Genomic DNA, 21,494 nt, shown 5'->3' with positions numbered 1-21,494 from the left:
AACCCGTCCCCCATTGGCCCGCACCCAGGTGCCCGGCGGATCCCAACCCATCCGCCCACACCCTGCCTCCCGCCTCCGCGACGTCGCCGGACGTTCCATCCGTGGCTCCCACCCCGGCACCCCCGCCATGCTGATCCCGTCAACGACTCGAACTCCATGACACCTCCCGACGCCACCCACTCCGCCGACTCCCCGACCGCCACCGCCACCGGAACCGCCCCCTCCGCCCCGGGCACCTCCATCATCGCCCCCGACACCGTCCTCCTGGCGGTCACCGGCATGTCCCCCGCCGTCCTCACCGAAACCGTCTGGGCCCTCGCCCACCAACCCGAACCCGTGATTCCCGCCCGGATCGTCGTGGTCACCACCGCCCTCGGCCGCACCCGCATCGAACGCGACCTCTTCGGGCCCTCCCCCCGCTTCAAGGGCCAGACCCCCTGGCTGACCCTGCGAGACGCCCTCGCCGACGCCGGCCATCCCGTCGAAGGCCGCCTCCGCTTCGGCACCACCTCCGACGACATCCGCGTCATCACCGCCGTCGATCCCGCCACCGGTTGCTCCCGCGAACTCGCCGACATCCGCACCCCCTCCGACAACGAAGCCGCCGCCGACTTCCTCCTCGGACAGGTCCGCCAGTTCGTCGAAAACGCCGACATCCATCTCATCGCCTCCGTCGCCGGCGGACGCAAAACCATGGGCGCCCTCCTCTACGCCTGCCTCACCCTTGCCGGACGCGAAACCGACCGCCTCACCCACGTCCTCGTCAACGAACCCTTCGAAACCACCCCCGACTTCTTCTTCCCCGCCCAACCCGGCGGCCCCCTCTCATCGCGCGACAACCGGCCCCTCGACCCCGCCACCGCCGTCATCGAACTCGCCGACGTCCCCTTCGTCCCCCTCCGCAACCTCTTCACCCGCGAACTCGGCCGCAACGCCGGCACCTTCTCCCGCCTCATCGACAACTGCCGGGAGGAGGTCAGAAAGGCCGCCGGACAGAATGTTGGCCTTACCATCTACCGTGAACGCCGCCTCATAGACATTCAGGGCACGCGCGTGGAACTCGCCCCCCAGGAGCATCTGCTCCTCTTGTGTCTGGCCACCCGCCGCAATCAGGGCGAACCCACCCTGGACTCCTTCGCGGATGCCGTCCGGGCGGTGGACGATTTCCGTCGCGACCTCGCCCAAACCGCACCCTTGAACGACTTCTCCGACTGGCGCCATAGCACCGCTGTCAACGAGGCTTTCGACACCGATCAGAAGATCCGTCGAGCGGTCTCCTCCATACGCCGGAAGCTCCAATCGGCCGGTGGAAACGCCTATCTCCTTGCCCCCGCCCTTCCCCAAAAGGGACGCTTTTCCCTGGAAATCGAACCCGCCCTCATCTGCATCCTCTGACATCCCCACCCATGAACTACTGGCAAGAGAAGCTCGCCGCCTACCTCCACGATCCACCCAGCAAGTGCCTGGACATCGCCACGCACCGGGAACGGTCCAAGGCCGCCTTCAGGCAGGCCGGGTTCACCGACACAGAGATTGGGGAATACCTCGCCCATGCCGATCACACCGCTGCCGCGGCCGATCGCTTTCCGTTCCCCAAGTCCCAGGCAGCCGGCCTTCAGTGCGCCTTCGATGGCATCCGAAATACGTTCCTGCATCCGCTGTCCGGCGCGAGACTTCCCTTCCATGCCGAGTTCAAGGCCGTCGAGGAGGCGCTGGACGGCGAGAACAGTGTCCAACCAGTGCTCACAGCCGAGTCGCTCTCCTCATTGAAAGACGACGATGAACGATGGCGTGCCCGCTTCTTTGCCCACTGGCGTCTCTGGCCCCAGCGCGCCATGGAACACGACTACAGACTCGGGTTTCTTCCGGCGGATACCCGCATCCCCGACCACACCATCTGGACCCACATGCAGGTGGTGTCGGCTCTCTCCGGCTGCATTGGCGCTGATAAGCGCTGGCAACCCGCCTTCCTCAAGTTCCAACTCGGCCCCGTTCAAGAGTTCATCGCCGCCGCCCGCAGTACCCGCGATCTCTGGAGCGGCAGTTACCTCCTCTCATGGCTCATGGCCGCCGGATTGAAGGCCCTCTCAGCCGAAGTCGGGCCGGATGCGGTGGTTTTTCCGAACCTCAGGAATCAGCCGCTCTTCGACCTTCATTGGCGAGGCGACCTGTGGAGCAAGGTCCACATCGGGAGTGCCTCTGTATGGGAGTCCCTGCGTTGTGACGCCTCCGAGCGCGCCAAGCGCTCCAAACAAGGCTCCCACATCGACAATCCGGACCTCGACCTCCTCACCCCCAATCTTCCCAATGTCTTCCTCGCTGTCGTTCCGGCCGACCGCGCCAACGAGCTGGGCCATCTCGTGGACCGCACCATCCGGGACGAATGGCATGCCATCTGCCAGTCCGTATGGAGCAAGGTCGAGCCGTCAGCCCTCCTGAACTTCCTTCCCCCGGGTCTGGCCCGCATCGACGCCAGGAAAAGGTTCGATGACCATACCCAGCGCTTCCTGAGCATCGCCTGGCAAGCCCTTCCCTGGCCCGAGTCGCTGTCCGGCGCCCGCGCCCTCGCGGCACAGCTTCCCGCGGCAACGCACGCGAACGGGGAGAAGACCCTCCTCGAACGCTTCGATGCCGTGGTCAGCGCGGCCAGGCAAGACATGCCCATGGACCACCGCGACGGTCGCTTCTACATCGGTGGCGACGCCGGCCCGAAGGATGAACTCGCCAATACCGGCCTCGCCTGGGCCCTCCTCACGGCCGTCAACGGCTGGTGCCTCGATGCCGTCCGCCAAACCCGGGATTTCACCGCCTGGAAATCCGGGGGATGGAACGAATCCGGCGTCGCCCAAACCAAGGATGGCCTGACCGGGAAGGAGGAAATGCTGTTCGGAGGCACAGGGTTTTCCAAAAGTGTAGAGGAACTGCCAGGAGACTGGCCCAATCTCTTCAAGCACGACGATCCCGTCGGCGCCATCACGTTGGTCAAGCGCGTCTGGCACACGTCATGGCTCGCGGACAAGTGGAAACTGCAGACAAGGCGCGACCGGTTCCCCATGCCCGACACGCGCATGCTGGCGGACCATGAGTCGTTCACCGACGCAGCCGAAGACCAAGGTGAATCCGACTCGAACAAGGAAGGCTCCGGCAGGTACTTCGCCGTGCTCGCACTCGACGGCGACCAGATTGGCAAGTGGGTTTCGGGCGAGAAGACACCCGCTTATCGATCTGTCTTAGCCACCTACGGCGATCAAGACACCGCAGCCATCGAGTACTTCACTCGCAACAGCAACCCCGACGGCCAGGGCATGCTCCAGGATCGCTTCGCCAGACTGCTAGACACCCGCCGCCTGGTTTCCCCCAGTTATCATCTCCAATTCAGCGAATGCCTCAGCAATTTCGCCCTGTACTGCGCCCGCCCAATTGTGGAGGCCTTCGACGGGCGCCTCATCTACGCCGGAGGCGACGACGTGGTGGCCATGTTGCCCGCCGACACCGCCCTGCCGTGTGCCCAAGCCCTGCGGATGGCCTTTCAGGGAAACCAAGTCCTGGATGCGGACGGGAGACCGCTGTTCTCCAGCCCAGTCCCGGGCTTCCTGACCTCGATGACCCTTCACGATGGGCGCACTCACCCGATTCCCTTCCTCGTCCCCGGTCCAGAAGCCGACTGCTCGGTCGGTGTCGCCATCGCCCACTTCAAATCCCCCCTCCAGGACGTCGTGCGCGAGGCCCAACGCGCCGAGAAGCGTGCAAAAGAAAAGCGGGAACTCGACCGCAGTGCCGTTGCGGTCACGCTCATGAAACGTTCCGGCGAGACGATCCAATGGGGCTGCAAGTGGGAGAGCACAGGGCTCGACGCACTGGCCGCGGTCATCAACGGAATGAATGACGAAGTAGTCAGCGCGAAGTTCCCCCATCGTATCGTCGCCCTGGTCGAGGGCTATCGGACTGACCGCAATAAGTCGCTGGGTCGCACGCGGCCGACGGACAGCTTCGAACCTCTCGTCGGCCAGATCCTTCGACACGACATCGACACCGCCATCGATCGCCAGCGCGGAACGAAGTATTCTCCAGAAGAAGCCGAGGAGATCCGGAACAGGATCCTCGGCTATCTCAATTCGCCCTTGCTGCCCGACGCAGCCGCCAGGATCGATGCCCTCATCGGTCTCTGCCAGACGGCCGCCTTCGCTCACCGAACCTCCCAGGACTGATCCCCCAAGGACTTCTCTCCCCATGAACAACCTCCACCAGATCCTCCTGCAGCCCACGGACGTCCTGTTCTTCCGCGACGGACGCCCCATGTCAGGCTCCCTCGCCGGCCATTCCGCCGCCTGGCCGCTCCCCGACATCCCCAACCATGCCCTCCACGCCGCACTGCACCGCGCGGAACTCGTAGGAACGCATCGCCATCGCCAGGGGCGCTCCGGTGAGTACCTGGACCAGCGTGACCGCCAGTTCGGCTCCCTCCTTACAGCCGGCCCCTTTCCCGTGAGAATCGCCGAACCGGCCGCAGCCTCCAAACCTCCCCGCAACGCCATCCATACCTGGTACTTTCCCCGTCCGAAGGACTCTCAACTCGCCAACAGCGTCGCCGTCACCCACCTCCCGGTGTCCTCCCTCCCGGGAATGGATCGCGACGCAGCCTGGCAAAGCTCCAGTCTCCCCCGGCCCCTGCGGTACGGCGTGGCCAATACTCAACCGCCAACCAAGAGCACCGGAGCCGAAGCGTGGATCTCCACAGCCGCCTTCGAGGCCTACCTCCGCGAACAGTCCGGCCCGGAACCGCATTTCTTCCTCCGTGACACCGACCTCGCCGATACCGAGCACCGCATCGGCATCGGGATCGATCCCGCTTCCGGCACCACCGGCCGGGGTGCTGCCGAAGGTCAGATCTACTCCGCTCACTATCTCCGTCTCCGCGAAGAGTGCCGCATGGGCCTCTTCGCCCAGGCCATCGACAAGTCCAACGGCTCCCAGGACCAGCCCCGCGACCTCATCCAGGAACTGCTCAACGGATCCCCTCGCCAGATCGTCGTGGGTGGTCAGCAGCGCATCTGCACGGCGTCCCGCACCGATGTGACCGACCCGCTCCCATTGCCGAAGGGCATGCGGTCCGAATTCAACACGGCGCATTCGGCGGACTCGAAGTGCTGGCTCGTGAAATGGATCCTGCTCACGCCCGCCATCTGGCCCGAGATTGTCGGCGCCACCTCCAGGAGCGGCGAAACCATCCATCCCCATCCCGGCGGCTGGTTGCCCAACTGGATATTCGTCGATTGGGACACCGAAGCCCGCCAATCGCGCCCGAACGAGCGCAACGGCCAGGTCCTCCTCAAGCTCCGCTCCGGTCGCCGCCATCGCGACTACACCGGAACCAGAATCCGACGCGTCGCCGAGAGGGAGGCGCCTCTTTCCGCCCGCCTGGTCGCCGCCATCGTGCCCAAACCGCTTCCGGTCACGGGCTGGGCCCTTCCCAATGCGGCCAATTGCTTCGAAGGCGGCGCCAAATCCACCCACCTCGCCGTTCCCGCCGGTGCCGTGTTCTACTTCGAGGCCGACACCGAAGCCGACGCCGACAACCTCGCCGCCGCACTCAACTGGCACGGATCCGACACCTCCTTCACCACCCTGTGCAACCGCCGCAGCACGCTGATGGGTGAAAAGGGCTTCGGCCTCGGCGTCTGCGGCACCTGGAAGTTCCTCGGGACGTAACCGGACGTCCAAATTCACACCATTTCCCCAACCACCCATTACAAACTCACCATGACCGACAAACGCATCCTCTACATCTTCACCCGAACCCCGCTCCACGTCGGCGCCGGCGCCAGCGTCGGCGCCATCGACCAACCCATCATCCGCGAACGGCATACGGGGTTTCCCGTCATCCCAGGCACCAGCATCAAGGGTGTCCTTCGTGATGTATGCAGGCAGGACCCCAGGTTCGCAGATAGGGAAAAAGCCATCTTTGGTGAACAGGACGAAGCCGGGCGCATCACCTTCGGTGAGGCCAAGATCATCGCCTTCCCGGTACGTTCCGCAAAGGGCTCCTTCGCGTTCATTACCTGTCCATTGGCCCTCGAACGCCTTCGTCGCGAATTATCACACGTCCCGACTCAAGAACCAGACAAGCGGCCTGTGGTGCCCACACTCCCTCCCATCGAACCTGCCGAAATGCAGTGCCTCGCGGGAGATTCCGTGACCATCAAGCGGGACTCCAGGACAGGTGTCATTCTCGAGGAATACCGCTTCAATCGACCCCCGGACCCGTCTGGCAAATTCCCAAACGAATGGCAGGATCTGCTCCTGTCCCTGATGGATGATCCCGTCTGGGCCCTGGCCAAGGGACGCCTCGTTCTCCTGAATGAGGGGGACTTCGCCCACTTCGTTCGGAATGCCTGCGAAGTCAGCCAGCACGTCAAGATTGATCCTAGGACCGGCACCGCCCAGGGCGGTTTTCTATTCAATAACGAAGCCGTCCCGGCAGAAACACTCTTCTTTCTCCCAATCACACCCCTTGCTCGCGCCAAAGGCGAAATGTCTGATCTGACCCGGCTTCTCGAATCCAAGCCGGTCCTTCAGTTCGGAGGCGATGGCACAACGGGTCTTGGCTTCTGCTCCGTAAGGCTCGCTTGATAAGGTCCTGCTTTATGAAGAATCTCGAACAGGTTCGGGCGACCAACGCCCTCATCTATGCCAACGCCGCCCAGAAAACACGCGGCACCAACGGCGGGGAGGTTGTCAAGAAGCTCCCGGCACTTGTCATGTCCAATGGGCTTCTTGCCGCTGGAGCCTTCGCCTACTCCAAAGGTGAGGGCGAGGGTTGGTATGTCTGCTTCGACCACATTGCCATCCATTTATCCCATGCGGACATTGCTGTCCTGCCGTCCGATAAGAAAACGCTGGAGCACCTGCTTGAATACCTCTCCAGGGAGGGCGACAGCTTGAAACTCAAGGATGCCACGTCCGAGGCCCTTGCCTGGCTATGCTACGCCCGGCGCTTCGTGAAGAAACCCGCCAACGAGGAGATTCACCATGATTCCAATGAGTCCTGATGTCGCTGAACTGGTCGGCGATTGGGCGGATCAGGTCGACAACCGCTCCCTGCTCTACGAGAAGTTCGCCCTGCCCAAGAAATGGGTTGGCAAGCCGGATGAGAAGCTGAATGAAGCCGGCCGCTGGAGCCTCCTGCGTATCGTCAGGCGTGGGGGTGATCTGTTGCAGAAGGACGCCTCCCGCCTCGACCGTGAGTCACGGGGGGAATCCGTCACGCCTTCTGTCCGTGACCGTAAGCAGCGGGATGCTGATGTCGCTTCGAATATGGGCAGGATCGCCAGGGCTGACTCCGAGCTCATTCGCGCCGTCAATCAGAATGCCGCTCGCTTCCTTGCAGACCTCCGCACAACATACGGTGACAACGTCATTACGTTCGAGGCCACCCTCGCTTCCCGACTCATATTGAATCTGGCCGGGGGTGTGGTTGAAAACGCCGGCATCTCCCTCGACCGTTGCTTCGGCCTTCCGCTTATTCCAGGGTCCGCTGTGAAGGGGATCACCCGCTCTCAGGCTCTTTGGGAGATACGAAACGCGAATCCGGAGGACCGAACCCGCTTGCTGAAGGTTGCGTTGCTGCTGTTCGGCTTCTCCGCCAATGACATCAAACCCAAGGGCGACTTCGCTTGGGCGGGCGGCCCCGGAGATGCTGCCGCGGTCGCCATGGAGTTCGGGAACGGCGACTTGAAGGGCTGCGCCTCCTTCCTTCCAGCCTATCCCACCAATTGTCCGGAAATCGTCCTTGATATGGTCAATCCGCACTATCCGGAGTATTACGGAGGCAGGCGCTCCAGGGCTGATGACAACGAGTCTCCAGTCCCAAACTACTTCCCCGCGGTCAAGGAAGGTGGAACCTTTGGCTTCGCCGTGCTGATCAATCGATCCGTCCCGGCCGGCATCGGACTCAACACGGGCGACATTCTCGACCAGGCCAGAAGGTGGATCGACTCCGCCCTGTCTCAGAAGGGCCTGGGAGCAAAAACCGCCGCCGGCTATGGCTGGTTCGAACCGTGCGCCAGACAGACCAAGGCCCTTGTGTCCGCTCCGCCGACCTCGACCAAGTCGGACCTGTCTCCAGCGGATGCCTTCATCCTGAAGTGGCGTTCCAGGTTGAACACCAAGGACAACTTCCCGGTTGCGTTGCCCGAATTGGCTGCGATTTCCGACGATGCCGAGTTGAGACGTGCCTTTGAAGCCGTGGTTCCCGAGAACGAGCGGCGCAGGAATCGCAGGAATCATCCCTACTGGCAGGCTTTCACCAGCGGCAAATTTGGCGACGCCGGCAGGAATATCCTGGCACGGCTTGGCTTTACACTGACCTGAAGCATGAACTGGCATCGCCGAATCGAGGTTCTAACCCCGCTGTTCAATCGCGGCGCGTACCAGGACTCACCTGAGATCCGCGTTCCGTCCGTCCGGGGCATGGTTCGTTGGTGGTTCCGCTGGTTGGGCGGCAAACCGCACGAGGAGAAGCAACTCTTTGGCGGAATGAAGGGATTCGGAGGACCTGCTTGCCCCGACGTAATGGCCTCCCGACTGGTCTTTCGGATTCGCAGTGATCAGTTGGCTTATCCCTCAGCCAAATTGCCAACCCTCCCCCACAAGAGCGGCGGGCGGGCAAGCCCTCAAGCGGCTTTCCGACCCGGGATCCAGTTTGATCTCCACGTACAGGACCGCTTCGAGCCGCTTCCGGCCGAACTTCTCGCAAGAGCGGAGTCGGCCCTCGAAGTGTGGCTGCTTCTCGGGGCGCTGGGCCTCCGGGCCAATCGTTCCGGCGGTAACGTCTGGCCCGCGGACGACACGGCTCCAAAGACTCCGGCGGCGCTTCGTTCCCGCCTCGATCAACTCGGATGCCGTTGGCCTGTGATGCTCGTTGGCGAGAGGGTTGGGTCGAACATCGAGGAACTGCGAGCGGCGGCCACCGACACGGTCAACGGACCTGATTGGGTGTTCGGTTGCGCCAGGGGACGGAATCGGGTCGCGTCTGCCCTGAAGTTCAAGGTTGTCCGCTTTGAGATGGGGTTGCGCCTGCTGGCCTTCGCGCCAGACCACCGTGTTCTTGAGGAGGCAAGGAAGTGTCTCCATGGCCACAGATCCAACCCCGAGACCTGGAACCTGATCTAAACCTCGGCATCCGCGTGGGCAATGGGTCTCGACCCATTGCAACTCCTCCACCGGGAACCCCATATCGTCCCAACCCCGCCCCGTTCAATCATCACGCCACATCGCGCCCATGCCCACCCCCCTCACCCTCATCCAGCTCGTCTCCGAGCAGACCATGCAGAACCTCCTGCCGGTCCTTCGTCTCCGGCCCGTCCGCCTCGTCCACCTCGCCACCCCGAAGACCCGGGACCGCTCCGCCCGCATTGCCGAGGCCGCCCGCCGGTCCAACTGCCCGGTGGACCTCGAGACCCTTCCCCTCGCCGCCATGCCCTCCATCAAGGAGACCCACGACGCGGTGCGGTCCGTGATCGCCGAGGAAACCGCCGCCGGGCGCCGCCCCTTCGTCAACTTCACCGGCGGCACCAAGCTCATGTCCATCGGAGCCTACGCCGCCGCCCTCAAGGACCAAATCCCCTCCCTCTACGTCGATACCCAGGACGCCACCTTCATGGATGGCCGCACCGGACCCGGTCTCGACGAAGTCTTCGACGGGGACCTCAGCTTCACCCCCATCCTTCGCACCCTGACCGTTCACGCCATCGCCTGCGCCAATGGGTGTGACCGGGTGACGGGTGGCCGCGACTGGCGTCCCCACCTGCCCCTCGCCGAACACCTCCTCGCGAACCCAGCCGACGAGCAGGCCACCCACCTGGCTCTCCATGGACCCAATGGACTTTTTCCCCATGGACGCGAACCCCGCACGCCCGGCGACTGGCTGCAATGCCTCGATCTTGATTTCACCCTCCCCAGTACGGTCCAACGCCTCGCCCTCGACTCCGGCATCCTGGAACCTGGGCACGTCAACGGCACCGCGCGCCTCCCTTCGGCCTCCCGCACCGAACTCGAAGCCCTGGCCGCCGCCGGCCATCGCCGCCTGCCCAACTTCCGCTCCCGCCTGTTCGAAGCGATCGCCCCCCTCCAGCAATCGATCTCGAGGCTCACCGGCGGCTGGTGGGAGATTATCCTCGCCTCCCGCGCCCACGCCTCCGGACGTTTCCGCGACCTCCGCTGGTCCGTCCAGGTCGGCGAAAAGGGCGGGGCCGATCTCGAGGAGGACATCGTCGCCCTCGACGGTGTCCAGGTCACCTGCATCGCCTGCAAACGCGGCGGGCACAAGAGCCGCCTCCTGCCCCTCCTTGAAGAAATCACCGCCCGGGCCCGGACCCTGGGCGGCACCTTCAACCGGCGCTTCCTCGCCGTATGCCATCCGCCCAAGGATCCCCACCTGAAGAACCTCCAGACCCGCGCCGAAGCCCTCGGCGTCCGCCTTCTCTTCCCTCTCGATCTCCAGCAGCCCGACCCATTCGCCTGAGTCCGCGCCTCCCCGCCCGGTACCCGGGAAAACTTCCTCGACGCCCGCCCGCGAACGCGGGACGAGAAGGGCATGCGCAGCATCAACCTCAAGGCCGGCCTTCCCACCGTCGATCAGGCCCGCCGTCGGCTCCTCGCCGAGATCGATGCCGCCCGCCAATCCCGCACCCGCCTCCTCAAGGTCATCCACGGATGGGGCTCCTCCGGCGAAGGCGGCAAACTCGCCCCCGCCATCCGCCGCTCCCTCCGCCTCCGCGTCAAGGAAGGACGCGCCCTCCTCGTCCTCCCCGGCGAACGCTTCTCCTCCGACACCCTCGAAGGCCGCGAACTCCTCCAGCGCCACCCCTCGATCCGCACCGACCCCGACTGGAACCGCGCCAACCCCGGCATTGCCATCGTGGAATTGACATGAACCCCGCCCCCTCGGAATCCACCCCCCCATCCCGCCAGCGCCTCCGTCCCGCCGGCGGCTACCGGGGCACCGCCAGTTTCCAGACCACCACCCTCATCTACGACGCCACCTGGTGGTTCTGCGAAAAGTTCCTCGATTCGCGCTCCCGCACCGTGGACCAGATGGTTCAGGCCGCCCGCAGCGGCCGCCAGAACATCGCCGAAGGCAGCCGCGCCGCCGCCACCTCCACCCAGACCGAACTGCGCCTTCTCAACGTCGCCCGCGCCAGCCTCGAAGAACTCCTGCTCGACTTCGAGGATTACCTCCGCCACCGCCACCTGCCCCTCTGGCCTCCCAACTCCCCCGAAGCCCAGGCCGTCCGAGCCATCGCCAGGCGGGGCAATCCGTCCGATCCGTCCGATCCGTCCCATCCGCCCCCCCAGACCGACTCCCAACGCTGGACCCTCTACGCCCCCTGGCTCGACCATGCCGACCCGGTCGTCCGCGCCAACGCGATCATCTGCCTGATCCACCAGGCCAACTACCTGCTCGACCGGCAACTCTCCGCCCTCGAACGCGCCTTCATCGAGGACGGCGGCTACCGCGAACAACTCGCCACCGCCCGCCTCGCCGAACGCCAGCGCCGCCGTCATCCCGGCAGCCATCCGTCCGATCCGCCCCATCCGTCCCCTCCCTCCCCCACCTGCCCGCGCTGCCATCAACCCATGGTCCTCCGCACCGCCCGCTCCGGCCCCCATGCCGGAAACCCGTTCTGGGGCTGCCCCAGCTACCCCGACTGCAAACACACCCTCCCCGCATGAGCTCCGGCGAAACCCGCAGGGTTTCCAGACATTAGCCGGGGGTCGGACCGGTTCAGCCCGGTCCGACCCCCGGTGCCGCGTCATCCCCGGTGCGACCCCGACAGGGGTCGCAGATCATCCCACCGCCAAGGCCCCCCGCACACATTCCCGACCGCTGGACTTTCCCCGTTCACCACGGTGCATCCCGAAGTTGTGGGTGAGGAGGCAGCGAATCGGAGGGACGAGCTCCGCGAGTCCTCAACCCAACGCTCCACACCGTTGCGGCCTCGTGGAACTCGGCCCTCCGAAGCGATGCCTGGCGAAGTTCGCAGCTCTCCCCACAACTCCGGAATGCACGGCGTTCACCGCCCCTGGCAGGTGGCTCCTTGACCGATCGCGACTCAAGCCCGGAACCTCCCCTCCCATGACCCTTCTGCACCTGGTCAGCCAGCAAACCATGCAGAACCTCCTTCCCTTGCTTGCCATGCGACCGTCCCTCGTCATCCAGGTTCGCAGCAGCGACGAGCGGTTTCGCCAGGCCGCGGAGGACCTCAAGGCCGCCGTCATCGCGATGCGCAAACAACCAGGGTTCCATGACCTCAACCCCGAATTCCGCGACTGGGACATCGGCGAGGCAACACCCGGCGTTGACAGCTCCCGTCGCGCTGTCGGTGAAGCCCTGGCACCCTGGCCGCAGGCCGTGGTGAATCTCACCGGAGGCACCAAGCCCATGGCAATCGGGGCGTTCCTTGCAGCACAGTCCGAAGGGCGGCCCGTGCTGTACTGCGACACTCATCAGAGGCGTTTCACCTCGATGAATGACCGCCAGCCTCTGCCCAGCCTCCCTGCCTTCGACGACGTCGCGACGACCTTGAACGTCGAGACCGTCATGGCGGCGCATGGCATACCCATCAGCCATTGGAAATTCCAGACCGCCTCCGCAGCACTCACCGAATTCGGTCGGATCGCCTTTGAACTCCATATCCACCACCGCTCCGCATTCCGCGATAAACTGCCCGCATCCGGAAAAACGTACGGTGAGTCGCTTCGAGCACACTTCCGCTCCGAAAATGGGAGCGTGCCATCGAAGCGGAGCGCCCTTCAATCCCTGCTGGAGTCCCCGCTCCCCACCCCCCCTTCGGAACCCGTCCTCGCCTTCCTCAAGGCCGCCGAGTCGGCAGGCCTGCTCCAACGCAATCACCAGGGGGAGTTTCTGCCCGGGTGCCAGCCCACGCGCGGGGATGTTCAGCGCGTCGCCAACCTGCTCGGTGGTTCCTGGCTCGAACTCTACACCCTGGACCTCCTTCAACGTGCCCACCCCCGATTCCTCGATCCCCACTGGAGCGTCGAGCCAAGCGGTTCGGCCGAGGCCAGTTTCGGCGAAACCGATCTGGTCTGTGTGGACACCGCCCATGCCGCCCTTCGCATCATCTCCTGCAAGACAAGCCCCAAGCAGGCCCTCGAACACCTGACCGCCCTTTCGCAGCGCCGCCGCGATCTCGGCGGTTCCCACGCCAAAGCAACCCTTGCCGTGCTGGAGGCCGGTAACAACCAGCCCGAACAATTCGAAAAATGGGGTCGCCTCCTCAATGTGGAGGTGCTCGTCGGCACCGAGATCGCACGCCGGCTCAGCCAACCCTGAAAGTCGCCCTGACTCGCTCCCCCCCCGAACGTCCCGGAACGTCCCATCCGTCGCCCCACCGCCCGCTCCCGTGGTTTCATGACGCCGTGAACAACACCGTCATCTCCCCAGACACCCTCCTCCCCGTCCTGCGCGACACCTTCCGGCGCGTCCTCGCCGATCTGCCCCCCGACATCGCCGCCCGCCTCAAACCCGCCCGCAAACCCCGACGCCACGGATCCCGCAACTCCGTCATCCTCTCCGCCCTCCGCGACCGCCACCAGAAAAGCTCCGTCATCGAACCCTACTACCTCCAGTACGAACACGTCTTCGACCCCGACCACGCCTACAGCGGCGGCACCGACTGGTACCTCCAGTTCTATCTCAACCCCAACCGCGTCTATCAAAACCCCGACGCCATCGTCGCCCGCCTCGATACCGCCCTCCCCAAGGTCTGCCCCGACGGCTTCACCTGGTACCGCACCCCCAACTCCCTTGCCCTCATCCATCGCTTCAACTTCCCCCACCCCCTCGACACCCTCCCCGACTACCTCGCTCCCCGCTACGTCCGCCTCATCTCCGCCGTCCATCCCATCCTCAGCCCCATCCTCGACGCCTTCGACGCCGACTGGACCCCCGAGGAACGCGCCGCCGTCATTGCCGGACGCACCCCCGCCCGCCCCCGCAACGCCGCCCCCCACCCCCACGCCCGCGAACTCTCCCGCGGCATCTCCCTCCGCCTCCGCAACCAGGTCCTCGCCCTCTATCACCATCGCTGCGCCTGCTGCGGTGCCGATGGCGACACCCCGCTCGAAATCGATCATGCCATCCCCGTCAGCCTCGGAGGACTCACCCGCCTCGACAACCTCCAACCCCTCTGCGCCCCCTGCCACGACACCAAGGGCACCCAGATCATCCACTACCTCCCCAAACCCTGATCCCCCCCGCCCCCATGCCCACCGCCTGCATCAACCAGCCCCGCTGCCGCATCTCCCTCACCCGCGAACGCCTCGAAGTCCGCGGCTGCCCCGACGACGACGCCCCGGAATCCCTCCTCCGCGAAATCCCCATCCGCGATCTCGACCGCCTCATCCTCGAGGAATCCGTCCAGATCTCCTCCCAGGCCCTCGCCGCCCTCCTCCGCGCCTCCATCCCCGTCAACCTCATGGCCTGGAACGGCCAGTTCCTTGGCGCCTTCCTCCCCGCTCAGAACAGCCACGGCCTCGCCCGCCTCCGCCAGTACGAACGCACCCGCGACCCCGCCTTCGCCCTCCAGCTCGCCACCCGCCTCGTCACCGCCAAAATCTACAACCAACGCCGGGTCCTCCAGCGCCTCCAGGCCGGACGCGACCGCCATACCGCCGATTCCCCCAACCCCAACCCCAATCCCTCCACCCCTGCCCCTTCCTCCTTACCCCGGTCCCCGGCTCCCCTCCCCCCCACCGAAGCCGACCTCGTCTGGCTCGACCAGGTCTTCCACAACGCCTCCCGCGCCACCTCCCTCGACGAACTCCGCGGCCACGAAGGCGCCTCCACCGCCCGCTACTTCCAGGCCTGGGCCCGCTTCCTCCCCGACGCCTTCCCCTTCGAACGCCGGTCCACCCGCCCTCCCCTCAACCCCGTCAACGCCTGCATCAGCTTCGCCGCCACCGTCCTCTACCACGAATCCGTCGCCTTCCTTCACGCCACCGGACTCGACCCCGCCCTCGGTCTCCTCCATGCCACCGAGGACGGACGCTGGAGCCTCGCCCTCGACCTCATCGAACCCTTCCGACCCGCCCTCGTCGAAGCCCTCACCCTCGACCTCTTCAGCCACCAGATCCTCAAACCCGACCACTTCGAATCCCGCGACGGCGGCGTCTTCCTCAACCCCGAAGGACGCAAACGCTTCTTCCTCCAGTACGAACGCCGCATGGAACGTCAGTTCATGAGCGAAGCCGTCGGCCATCGCACCACCCTCCGTCAGCAGGTCGAACACCAGGGTGTCCTCTTCAAGGCCGCCCTCCAGGACCCCGCCCGCTTCGAACCCTTCCTCATCAACTGACCCGTGAACGACTGGTGGTTCCAAGCCTTCCCCGCCGTCCCCTACCAATCCTCCGCCCCAGGCCAGGGACACATGCTCACCGTCGTCGCCTACGACATCTCCAGCCCCAAACGCCTCGCCCGTGCCGCCCGCGTCTGCGAGGACTACGGCGTCCGCGTCCAGTACTCCATCTTTGAATGTCACCTCGACGAGGACGAATTCGCCGACTTCTGGATCTCCCTCCTCGACGAGATCGATGAGGAGGAGGACCGTGTCGTCGCCTACAAGATCGACGCCCGCTGTGCCCGCGAAACCCTCACCGCCGGAACCATGGTCTGCTCCGAAAAAGTCGTCTGCTACCTCGTCTGAACCCGCCCCGGCCCCCTCCCCCCGTGAACCCTCACCCATGCCTCCAGGTCGCGACCCCGGAACCGCCATTTTCCCGGACCTCGCAACCTCACGCGCAACCCTTTCCCAACCAACCTGTTACCCAACATCGCCATCCTCCTGCGCTCCCCTCCGCCCCCCTTCACCGACCCTCCACCACCCCCTCGCCACCTCACCGCCCATTGCACCCCACGCCCTCAATCGGTTACAACACCGCAGTCCCTCACGGACAAACCGCCGAAAGGCATTGGTGACCGCGACCTCCCGCCGGTACCTCCAGACCCCGCAGAGGGTCCCTCACGGACAAACCGCCGAAAGGCATTGGTGACGGAGGCGTTGCGGGGTGGCCGTCGCGCAGGTAGGCGACGTGTCCCTCACGGACAAACCGCCGAAAGGCATTGGTGACACTCCGGCCCCGCCGGGCGTTTGCCGCACTCGCCACATCGTCCCTCACGGACAAACCGCCGAAAGGCATTGGTGACGTCCCCATCGGGACGGAGGGAAGGGTGTCCACCGCGTCGTCCCTCACGGACAAACCGCCGAAAGGCATTGGTGACACTCCCCGAAGGGAGTGACTTAGGAAAATGAAATGGGGTCCCTCACGGACAAACCGCCGAAAGGCATTGGTGACCGTCACCGCTAGGATGACGGTAAAGACCAGACCGATAGTGTCCCTCACGGACAAACCGCCGAAAGGCATTGGTGACGACCGATAACCAGTAGGAGCATACTAGCTCCTACTGGGTCCCTCACGGACAAACCGCCGAAAGGCATTGGTGACTACCGTCGGCAGTAAGTCTGCCGACGAAGCATACGCAAGTCCCTCACGGACAAACCGCCGAAAGGCATTGGTGACGCGACACATAGGCGCCAACCGCCTTGCCAGCCTCAATGGGTCCCTCACGGACAAACCGCCGAAAGGCATTGGTGACTTCCGGTCGGGTCACCCCTGTTGTCCCCCCGACCGGCAGTCCCTCACGGACAAACCGCCGAAAGGCATTGGTGACGGGAAAACGCTGGCACCACTTTACCGTCGGCAGTAAGTGTCCCTCACGGACAAACCGCCGAAAGGCATTGGTGACAGGAACCCTCGAACTCCACGGCACACGAAGGTCCGTGGTCCCTCACGGACAAACCGCCGAAAGGCATTGGTGACACTAGGGTCCGCGAGGGATGACTTAGGAGAATGAAATGTCCCTCACGGACAAACCGCCGAAAGGCATTGGTGACCGCAACCCTTGGAACCAAGGGTTACGCACCACCGCGCTCGTCCCTCACGGACAAACCGCCGAAAGGCATTGGTGACTACTTTGCCTCCACCTTCACCGGGGGAGGCGGAGTAAGTGGTCCCTCACGGACAAACCGCCGAAAGGCATTGGTGACCGCTTTCGCGCTTAGTGAAGGAATAAACCGGCGTGATGTCCCTCACGGACAAACCGCCGAAAGGCATTGGTGACGTTAGGAAGTCGTCTGGCAACCCGTACTCCGGTTCCGCGTCCCTCACGGACAAACCGCCGAAAGGCATTGGTGACGGAAGCCGTATGCCGCCGGGTCAGCCCCGGCGGGGTCCCTCACGGACAAACCGCCGAAAGGCATTGGTGACCCGTGGGCATCGAGGGAAGGGTGTCCACCGCTTCACCCTGTCCCTCACGGACAAACCGCCGAAAGGCATTGGTGACCTGGGGAATCGACTTGACCACGTCACCCTCAAATCGGGTCCCTCACGGACAAACCGCCGAAAGGCATTGGTGACCTCCGGCGTTGCCGGATGTTGAGTGAGATTGAACCATTGTCCCTCACGGACAAACCGCCGAAAGGCATTGGTGACTCTATAACCCCCTGAGCCAGTTGCTCCGGCGTTGCCGGATGTCCCTCACGGACAAACCGCCGAAAGGCATTGGTGACGGATGCGTCCGGGATTGCGGGATGACATTATGCCACCCGTCCCTCACGGACAAACCGCCGAAAGGCATTGGTGACTGATTGCGTCCCGGATGCGTCCGGGATTGCGGGATGACGTCCCTCACGGACAAACCGCCGAAAGGCATTGGTGACGGGAAACACCGCCCCAGTAGTAATGATGACGTTAGGAAGTCCCTCACGGACAAACCGCCGAAAGGCATTGGTGACAGGTGGGACGTGGCCAAACACCATGCCGGCTACGCAGCCGGGTCCCTCACGGACAAACCGCCGAAAGGCATTGGTGACACGGGACCAGTCCACCGGGGCGGTGATGTCCGACCGCCGGTCCCTCACGGACAAACCGCCGAAAGGCATTGGTGACGGGCAGGCCGCAGTTGACCAACGCGGCCACCTGGCGTGTCCCTCACGGACAAACCGCCGAAAGGCATTGGTGACGCGTGGTCATTGGAGGACCATCAGGAGGATGGACAGGGGTCCCTCACGGACAAACCGCCGAAAGGCATTGGTGACAAGCTAAAGGGGAAACACCGTCGTCCCCCCAGTAATGTCCCTCACGGACAAACCGCCGAAAGGCATTGGTGACAGGGGTTGGTTCTATAACCCCTTGTGACAGTTGTTCCGGTCCCTCACGGACAAACCGCCGAAAGGCATTGGTGACCAACGTCCTGCCCGGAGGGCAGGACGAACGTGACAACGTCCCTCACGGACAAACCGCCGAAAGGCATTGGTGACTGTGTCAAAGGTCAGCAACCGCCGAATCTCCTCCCTGGTCCCTCACGGACAAACCGCCGAAAGGCATTGGTGACCCTCCAACGGGAGGACGCTAACTGAACCGTCGCGTCGTGCGGTCCCTCACGGACAAACCGCCGAAAGGCATTGGTGACCCGGTCGGGTCACCCCTGTTGTCCCCCCGACCGGCAACGTCCCTCACGGACAAACCGCCGAAAGGCATTGGTGACGGGCTTCCCCCGGCGTAGCCCAACACCAAGGCGACCAGTCCCTCACGGACAAACCGCCGAAAGGCATTGGTGACTCCCCTTTAGCTCCTGTAGCTACAGAAGCTAAAGGGGTGTCCCTCACGGACAAACCGCCGAAAGGCATTGGTGACTGTCCGGATGGGCCTGCGGCTCGAAACGGCCCAACGGACGTCCCTCACGGACAAACCGCCGAAAGGCATTGGTGACACGCTTTCGCGCTTCGTGAACGCGTAAACCGGCGTGATGTCCCTCACGGACAAACCGCCGAAAGGCATTGGTGACGCCATAACTACTCCACCGTTCCCCAACCCGGGACAAACTGTCCCTCACGGACAAACCGCCGAAAGGCATTGGTGACAAGTTTTCCGCACCGTCCCGTCCGCTTGCCGTTCCTGTCCCTCACGGACAAACCGCCGAAAGGCATTGGTGACACTCCGGTTCCCGCCGGGCGTTTGCCGCACTCGCCACACGTCCCTCACGGACAAACCGCCGAAAGGCATTGGTGACGGGTTACGAACCACCGCGCCCCTGTCGGGGCGCCGGGAGTCCCTCACGGACAAACCGCCGAAAGGCATTGGTGACTGTTGTCCCCCGACCGGCACCTTACCCATAGCAGTCCTCGTCCCTCACGGACAAACCGCCGAAAGGCATTGGTGACGTCGCGTCGTGCGACATAAGCCCCGATAGCCTTCCCCGGTGTCCCTCACGGACAAACCGCCGAAAGGCATTGGTGACAAGGCCGAGGGGGACTGCGCTTTCTTCTTCTTCTTCGCGTCCCTCACGGACAAACCGCCGAAAGGCATTGGTGACAGGTGGATTCGGCGGTGAGCCACGATTGCGTGGCGGAAGTCCCTCACGGACAAACCGCCGAAAGGCATTGGTGACCCGACGAAGCAGACGCAACCCTTGGTTCCAAGGGTTGGTCCCTCACGGACAAACCGCCGAAAGGCATTGGTGACGCCAGCAACGAGGGGGTGACCTTCCTTGTGGTGTCCGAGGTCCCTCACGGACAAACCGCCGAAAGGCATTGGTGACGTCATCCTCCTCACCCACTGCCGCATGCGCTGGACCTGGGTCCCTCACGGACAAACCGCCGAAAGGCATTGGTGACGGCCGACCTCCACCGATGGCACACCTTCAGAGACCGTTTGAGTCCCTCACGGACAAACCGCCGAAAGGCATTGGTGACGGCGGAGGCTGACGTTCACCATTTCTGGTGGTGGTTGTGTCCCTCACGGACAAACCGCCGAAAGGCATTGGTGACGGTCTCCCGGGATTGGAGGGGCTGGCGGCTACCACACGTCCCTCACGGACAAACCGCCGAAAGGCATTGGTGACCGTGGGCCCGCGTCCCCACACACAGTCTCTCGCGGTGGAGTCCCTCACGGACAAACCGCCGAAAGGCATTGGTGACAACGGACCGTTGTCGGTTGAACCGACATATTGTGGCCAGTCCCTCACGGACAAACCGCCGAAAGGCATTGGTGACAGGGCCCGGCGCATATGCGCCGTGGGCCCGCGTCCCCACGTCCCTCACGGACAAACCGCCGAAAGGCATTGGTGACTAGCAGGGGACTTCTTCGGTTTCTTCATTTGATTGCGTGTCCCTCACGGACAAACCGCCGAAAGGCATTGGTGACACTAGGGTCAGTAGGATGACTTAGGAGAATGAAATGGGAGGTCCCTCACGGACAAACCGCCGAAAGGCATTGGTGACCCACTGCCGCGTTGTTCCCCTTAGCAGGGGACTTCTGTCCCTCACGGACAAACCGCCGAAAGGCATTGGTGACGATCGGTAAGCTCACAAGCTCGCCGAGCGAGTTCCGCCGGTCCCTCACGGACAAACCGCCGAAAGGCATTGGTGACTCGAAACGGCCCAACGGACCGTTGGCGGCCGAACCTACGTCCCTCACGGACAAACCGCCGAAAGGCATTGGTGACACCCCTTTAGCTTCTGTAGCTACACAGAAGCTAAAGGGGGTCCCTCACGGACAAACCGCCGAAAGGCATTGGTGACCTGTTGTTAGCGATGGAGCATTCATAATTACTCCACTGTGTCCCTCACGGACAAACCGCCGAAAGGCATTGGTGACGATCTGCTGGCAGCGGTGGATCTACCGACCCGGTACCGTCCCTCACGGACAAACCGCCGAAAGGCATTGGTGACCGGGCGACGGCCCAGAAGTACGTCTGGACGCTGCTGCCGGTCCCTCACGGACAAACCGCCGAAAGGCATTGGTGACGGCCGGCGATCTGCACCTCCACCAGCACGTCCACGTCGTCCCTCACGGACAAACCGCCGAAAGGCATTGGTGACCAGGCTCCTCATGCGGGTCCCACTGGAGCGTGACGTCCCTCACGGACAAACCGCCGAAAGGCATTGGTGACGTTGGCCAGCCCAACAAACTCGTCTCGGGTCATACCGTCCCTCACGGACAAACCGCCGAAAGGCATTGGTGACATCCGCCTGCTTATCTCCCTTTTGCTGACTCCGGAGAGTCCCTCACGGACAAACCGCCGAAAGGCATTGGTGACGGTCGGCCGGAGCCTACGCGGTCGGCCTAAACCCTGCGGTCCCTCACGGACAAACCGCCGAAAGGCATTGGTGACCCCTGAGGACTGGGTGGCCTTCGAACTCGGCCTCAACGTCCCTCACGGACAAACCGCCGAAAGGCATTGGTGACCAGTTCGGCCCGGTTGAGGCCGAGTTCGAAGGCCACCCGTCCCTCACGGACAAACCGCCGAAAGGCATTGGTGACCTCCCAGTCGATGGTGTGTCCAGCCATCTCCGCATCGTCCCTCACGGACAAACCGCCGAAAGGCATTGGTGACACGATCATCACCATGGTCG

14 protein-coding genes and 1 CRISPR repeat array are annotated in these 21,494 nt (G+C 64.0%); all 14 genes read left to right on the top strand.

All coding sequences use genetic code 11. The annotated features are described in order from the left end of the window. Positions 1–156: 156 nt before the first annotated feature. The 14 genes from KF833_13915 to cas2 all read left to right on the top strand — a co-directional run bounded on the left by KF833_13915 (position 157) and on the right by cas2 (position 15,725). Positions 157–1,395: a TIGR02584 family CRISPR-associated protein gene (locus KF833_13915; GenBank protein ID MBX3746398.1), complete on the top strand. Its 1,239-nt coding sequence runs from the start codon at positions 157–159 to the stop codon at positions 1,393–1,395. Between the two features lie 11 nt (positions 1,396–1,406). Continuing rightward, positions 1,407–4,208, top strand: coding sequence for a type III-B CRISPR-associated protein Cas10/Cmr2 (gene cas10, locus KF833_13910; GenBank protein MBX3746397.1), 2,802 nt, complete (start codon positions 1,407–1,409; stop codon positions 4,206–4,208). Between the two features lie 22 nt (positions 4,209–4,230). Beyond that, positions 4,231–5,709, top strand: coding sequence for a hypothetical protein (locus KF833_13905; GenBank protein ID MBX3746396.1), 1,479 nt, complete (start codon positions 4,231–4,233; stop codon positions 5,707–5,709). A 51-nt stretch (positions 5,710–5,760) separates the two neighbouring features. After that, a complete protein-coding gene (gene cmr4, locus KF833_13900) occupies positions 5,761–6,630 on the top strand; it encodes a type III-B CRISPR module RAMP protein Cmr4 (protein ID MBX3746395.1) in 870 nt (289 codons plus the stop codon). 14 nt (positions 6,631–6,644) lie between these two features. Continuing rightward, positions 6,645–7,049 carry a hypothetical protein gene (locus KF833_13895; GenBank protein ID MBX3746394.1) on the top strand — a complete coding sequence of 135 codons (405 nt, stop codon included), beginning with the start codon at positions 6,645–6,647 and terminating at the stop codon, positions 7,047–7,049. Next, entirely contained in the window at positions 7,039–8,370 is a 1,332-nt protein-coding gene (gene cmr6 / locus KF833_13890) for a type III-B CRISPR module RAMP protein Cmr6 (protein ID MBX3746393.1), read from the top strand. The genes KF833_13895 and cmr6 overlap by 11 nt, the downstream gene beginning before the upstream one ends. Before the next feature lie 3 nt (positions 8,371–8,373). Beyond that, entirely contained in the window at positions 8,374–9,171 is a 798-nt protein-coding gene (gene cmr1 / locus KF833_13885; GenBank protein ID MBX3746392.1) for a type III-B CRISPR module RAMP protein Cmr1, read from the top strand. Positions 9,172–9,280: 109 nt separating this feature from the next. After that, entirely contained in the window at positions 9,281–10,522 is a 1,242-nt protein-coding gene (locus KF833_13880) for a DUF1887 family protein (protein ID MBX3746391.1), read from the top strand. Between the two features lie 72 nt (positions 10,523–10,594). After that, positions 10,595–10,933: a Smr/MutS family protein gene (locus KF833_13875; protein MBX3746390.1), complete on the top strand. Its 339-nt coding sequence runs from the start codon at positions 10,595–10,597 to the stop codon at positions 10,931–10,933. Then, complete coding sequence (locus KF833_13870; GenBank protein ID MBX3746389.1) at positions 10,930–11,733, top strand: four helix bundle suffix domain-containing protein; 804 nt, start codon at positions 10,930–10,932, stop codon at positions 11,731–11,733. The genes KF833_13875 and KF833_13870 overlap by 4 nt, the downstream gene beginning before the upstream one ends. Before the next feature lie 403 nt (positions 11,734–12,136). Then, positions 12,137–13,354 carry a DUF1887 family protein gene (locus KF833_13865; GenBank protein ID MBX3746388.1) on the top strand — a complete coding sequence of 406 codons (1,218 nt, stop codon included), beginning with the start codon at positions 12,137–12,139 and terminating at the stop codon, positions 13,352–13,354. 86 nt (positions 13,355–13,440) lie between these two features. After that, the gene (locus tag KF833_13860; GenBank protein MBX3746387.1) at positions 13,441–14,271 is read left to right on the top strand and encodes an HNH endonuclease; all 831 of its coding nucleotides are present in this window, start codon (positions 13,441–13,443) and stop codon (positions 14,269–14,271) included. 14 nt (positions 14,272–14,285) lie between these two features. Further along, complete coding sequence (cas1, locus tag KF833_13855) at positions 14,286–15,377, top strand: CRISPR-associated endonuclease Cas1 (protein MBX3746386.1); 1,092 nt, start codon at positions 14,286–14,288, stop codon at positions 15,375–15,377. A gap of 72 nt (positions 15,378–15,449) precedes the next feature. Further along, on the top strand, positions 15,450–15,725 hold the full coding sequence (cas2, locus tag KF833_13850; protein MBX3746385.1) for a CRISPR-associated endonuclease Cas2: 276 nt from the start codon (positions 15,450–15,452) through the stop codon (positions 15,723–15,725). A 236-nt stretch (positions 15,726–15,961) separates the two neighbouring features. Beyond that, positions 15,962–21,475: a CRISPR direct-repeat array (repeat unit 37 nt; unit sequence GTCCCTCACGGACAAACCGCCGAAAGGCATTGGTGAC). Positions 21,476–21,494: the final 19 nt, after the last annotated feature.

It is taken from the genome of Verrucomicrobiia bacterium (assembly GCA_019634625.1).
Taxonomy (GTDB): Bacteria; Verrucomicrobiota; Verrucomicrobiia; order Limisphaerales; family CAIMTB01; genus CAIMTB01.
The sequence above is the reverse complement of the archived record's forward strand: the minus strand, read 5'-3'. Positions and strand labels throughout refer to the sequence as shown.

Bases quoted from the DNA above. Each gene is read 5' to 3' on its own strand.
- KF833_13880 (MBX3746391.1), top strand. From the start codon at position 9,281: ATGCCCACCCCCCTCACCCTCATCCAGCTCGTCTCCGAGCAGACCATG.
- cmr6 (MBX3746393.1), top strand. From the start codon at position 7,039: ATGAGTCCTGATGTCGCTGAACTGGTCGGCGATTGGGCGGATCAGGTC.
- KF833_13915 (MBX3746398.1), top strand. From the start codon at position 157: ATGACACCTCCCGACGCCACCCACTCCGCCGACTCCCCGACCGCCACC.
- cas1 (MBX3746386.1), top strand. From the start codon at position 14,286: ATGCCCACCGCCTGCATCAACCAGCCCCGCTGCCGCATCTCCCTCACC.
- KF833_13895 (MBX3746394.1), top strand. From the start codon at position 6,645: ATGAAGAATCTCGAACAGGTTCGGGCGACCAACGCCCTCATCTATGCC.
- KF833_13865 (MBX3746388.1), top strand. From the start codon at position 12,137: ATGACCCTTCTGCACCTGGTCAGCCAGCAAACCATGCAGAACCTCCTT.
- cmr1 (MBX3746392.1), top strand. From the start codon at position 8,374: ATGAACTGGCATCGCCGAATCGAGGTTCTAACCCCGCTGTTCAATCGC.
- KF833_13905 (MBX3746396.1), top strand. From the start codon at position 4,231: ATGAACAACCTCCACCAGATCCTCCTGCAGCCCACGGACGTCCTGTTC.
- KF833_13875 (MBX3746390.1), top strand. From the start codon at position 10,595: ATGCGCAGCATCAACCTCAAGGCCGGCCTTCCCACCGTCGATCAGGCC.
- cas10 (MBX3746397.1), top strand. From the start codon at position 1,407: ATGAACTACTGGCAAGAGAAGCTCGCCGCCTACCTCCACGATCCACCC.
- cmr4 (MBX3746395.1), top strand. From the start codon at position 5,761: ATGACCGACAAACGCATCCTCTACATCTTCACCCGAACCCCGCTCCAC.
- KF833_13870 (MBX3746389.1), top strand. From the start codon at position 10,930: ATGAACCCCGCCCCCTCGGAATCCACCCCCCCATCCCGCCAGCGCCTC.
- cas2 (MBX3746385.1), top strand. From the start codon at position 15,450: ATGCTCACCGTCGTCGCCTACGACATCTCCAGCCCCAAACGCCTCGCC.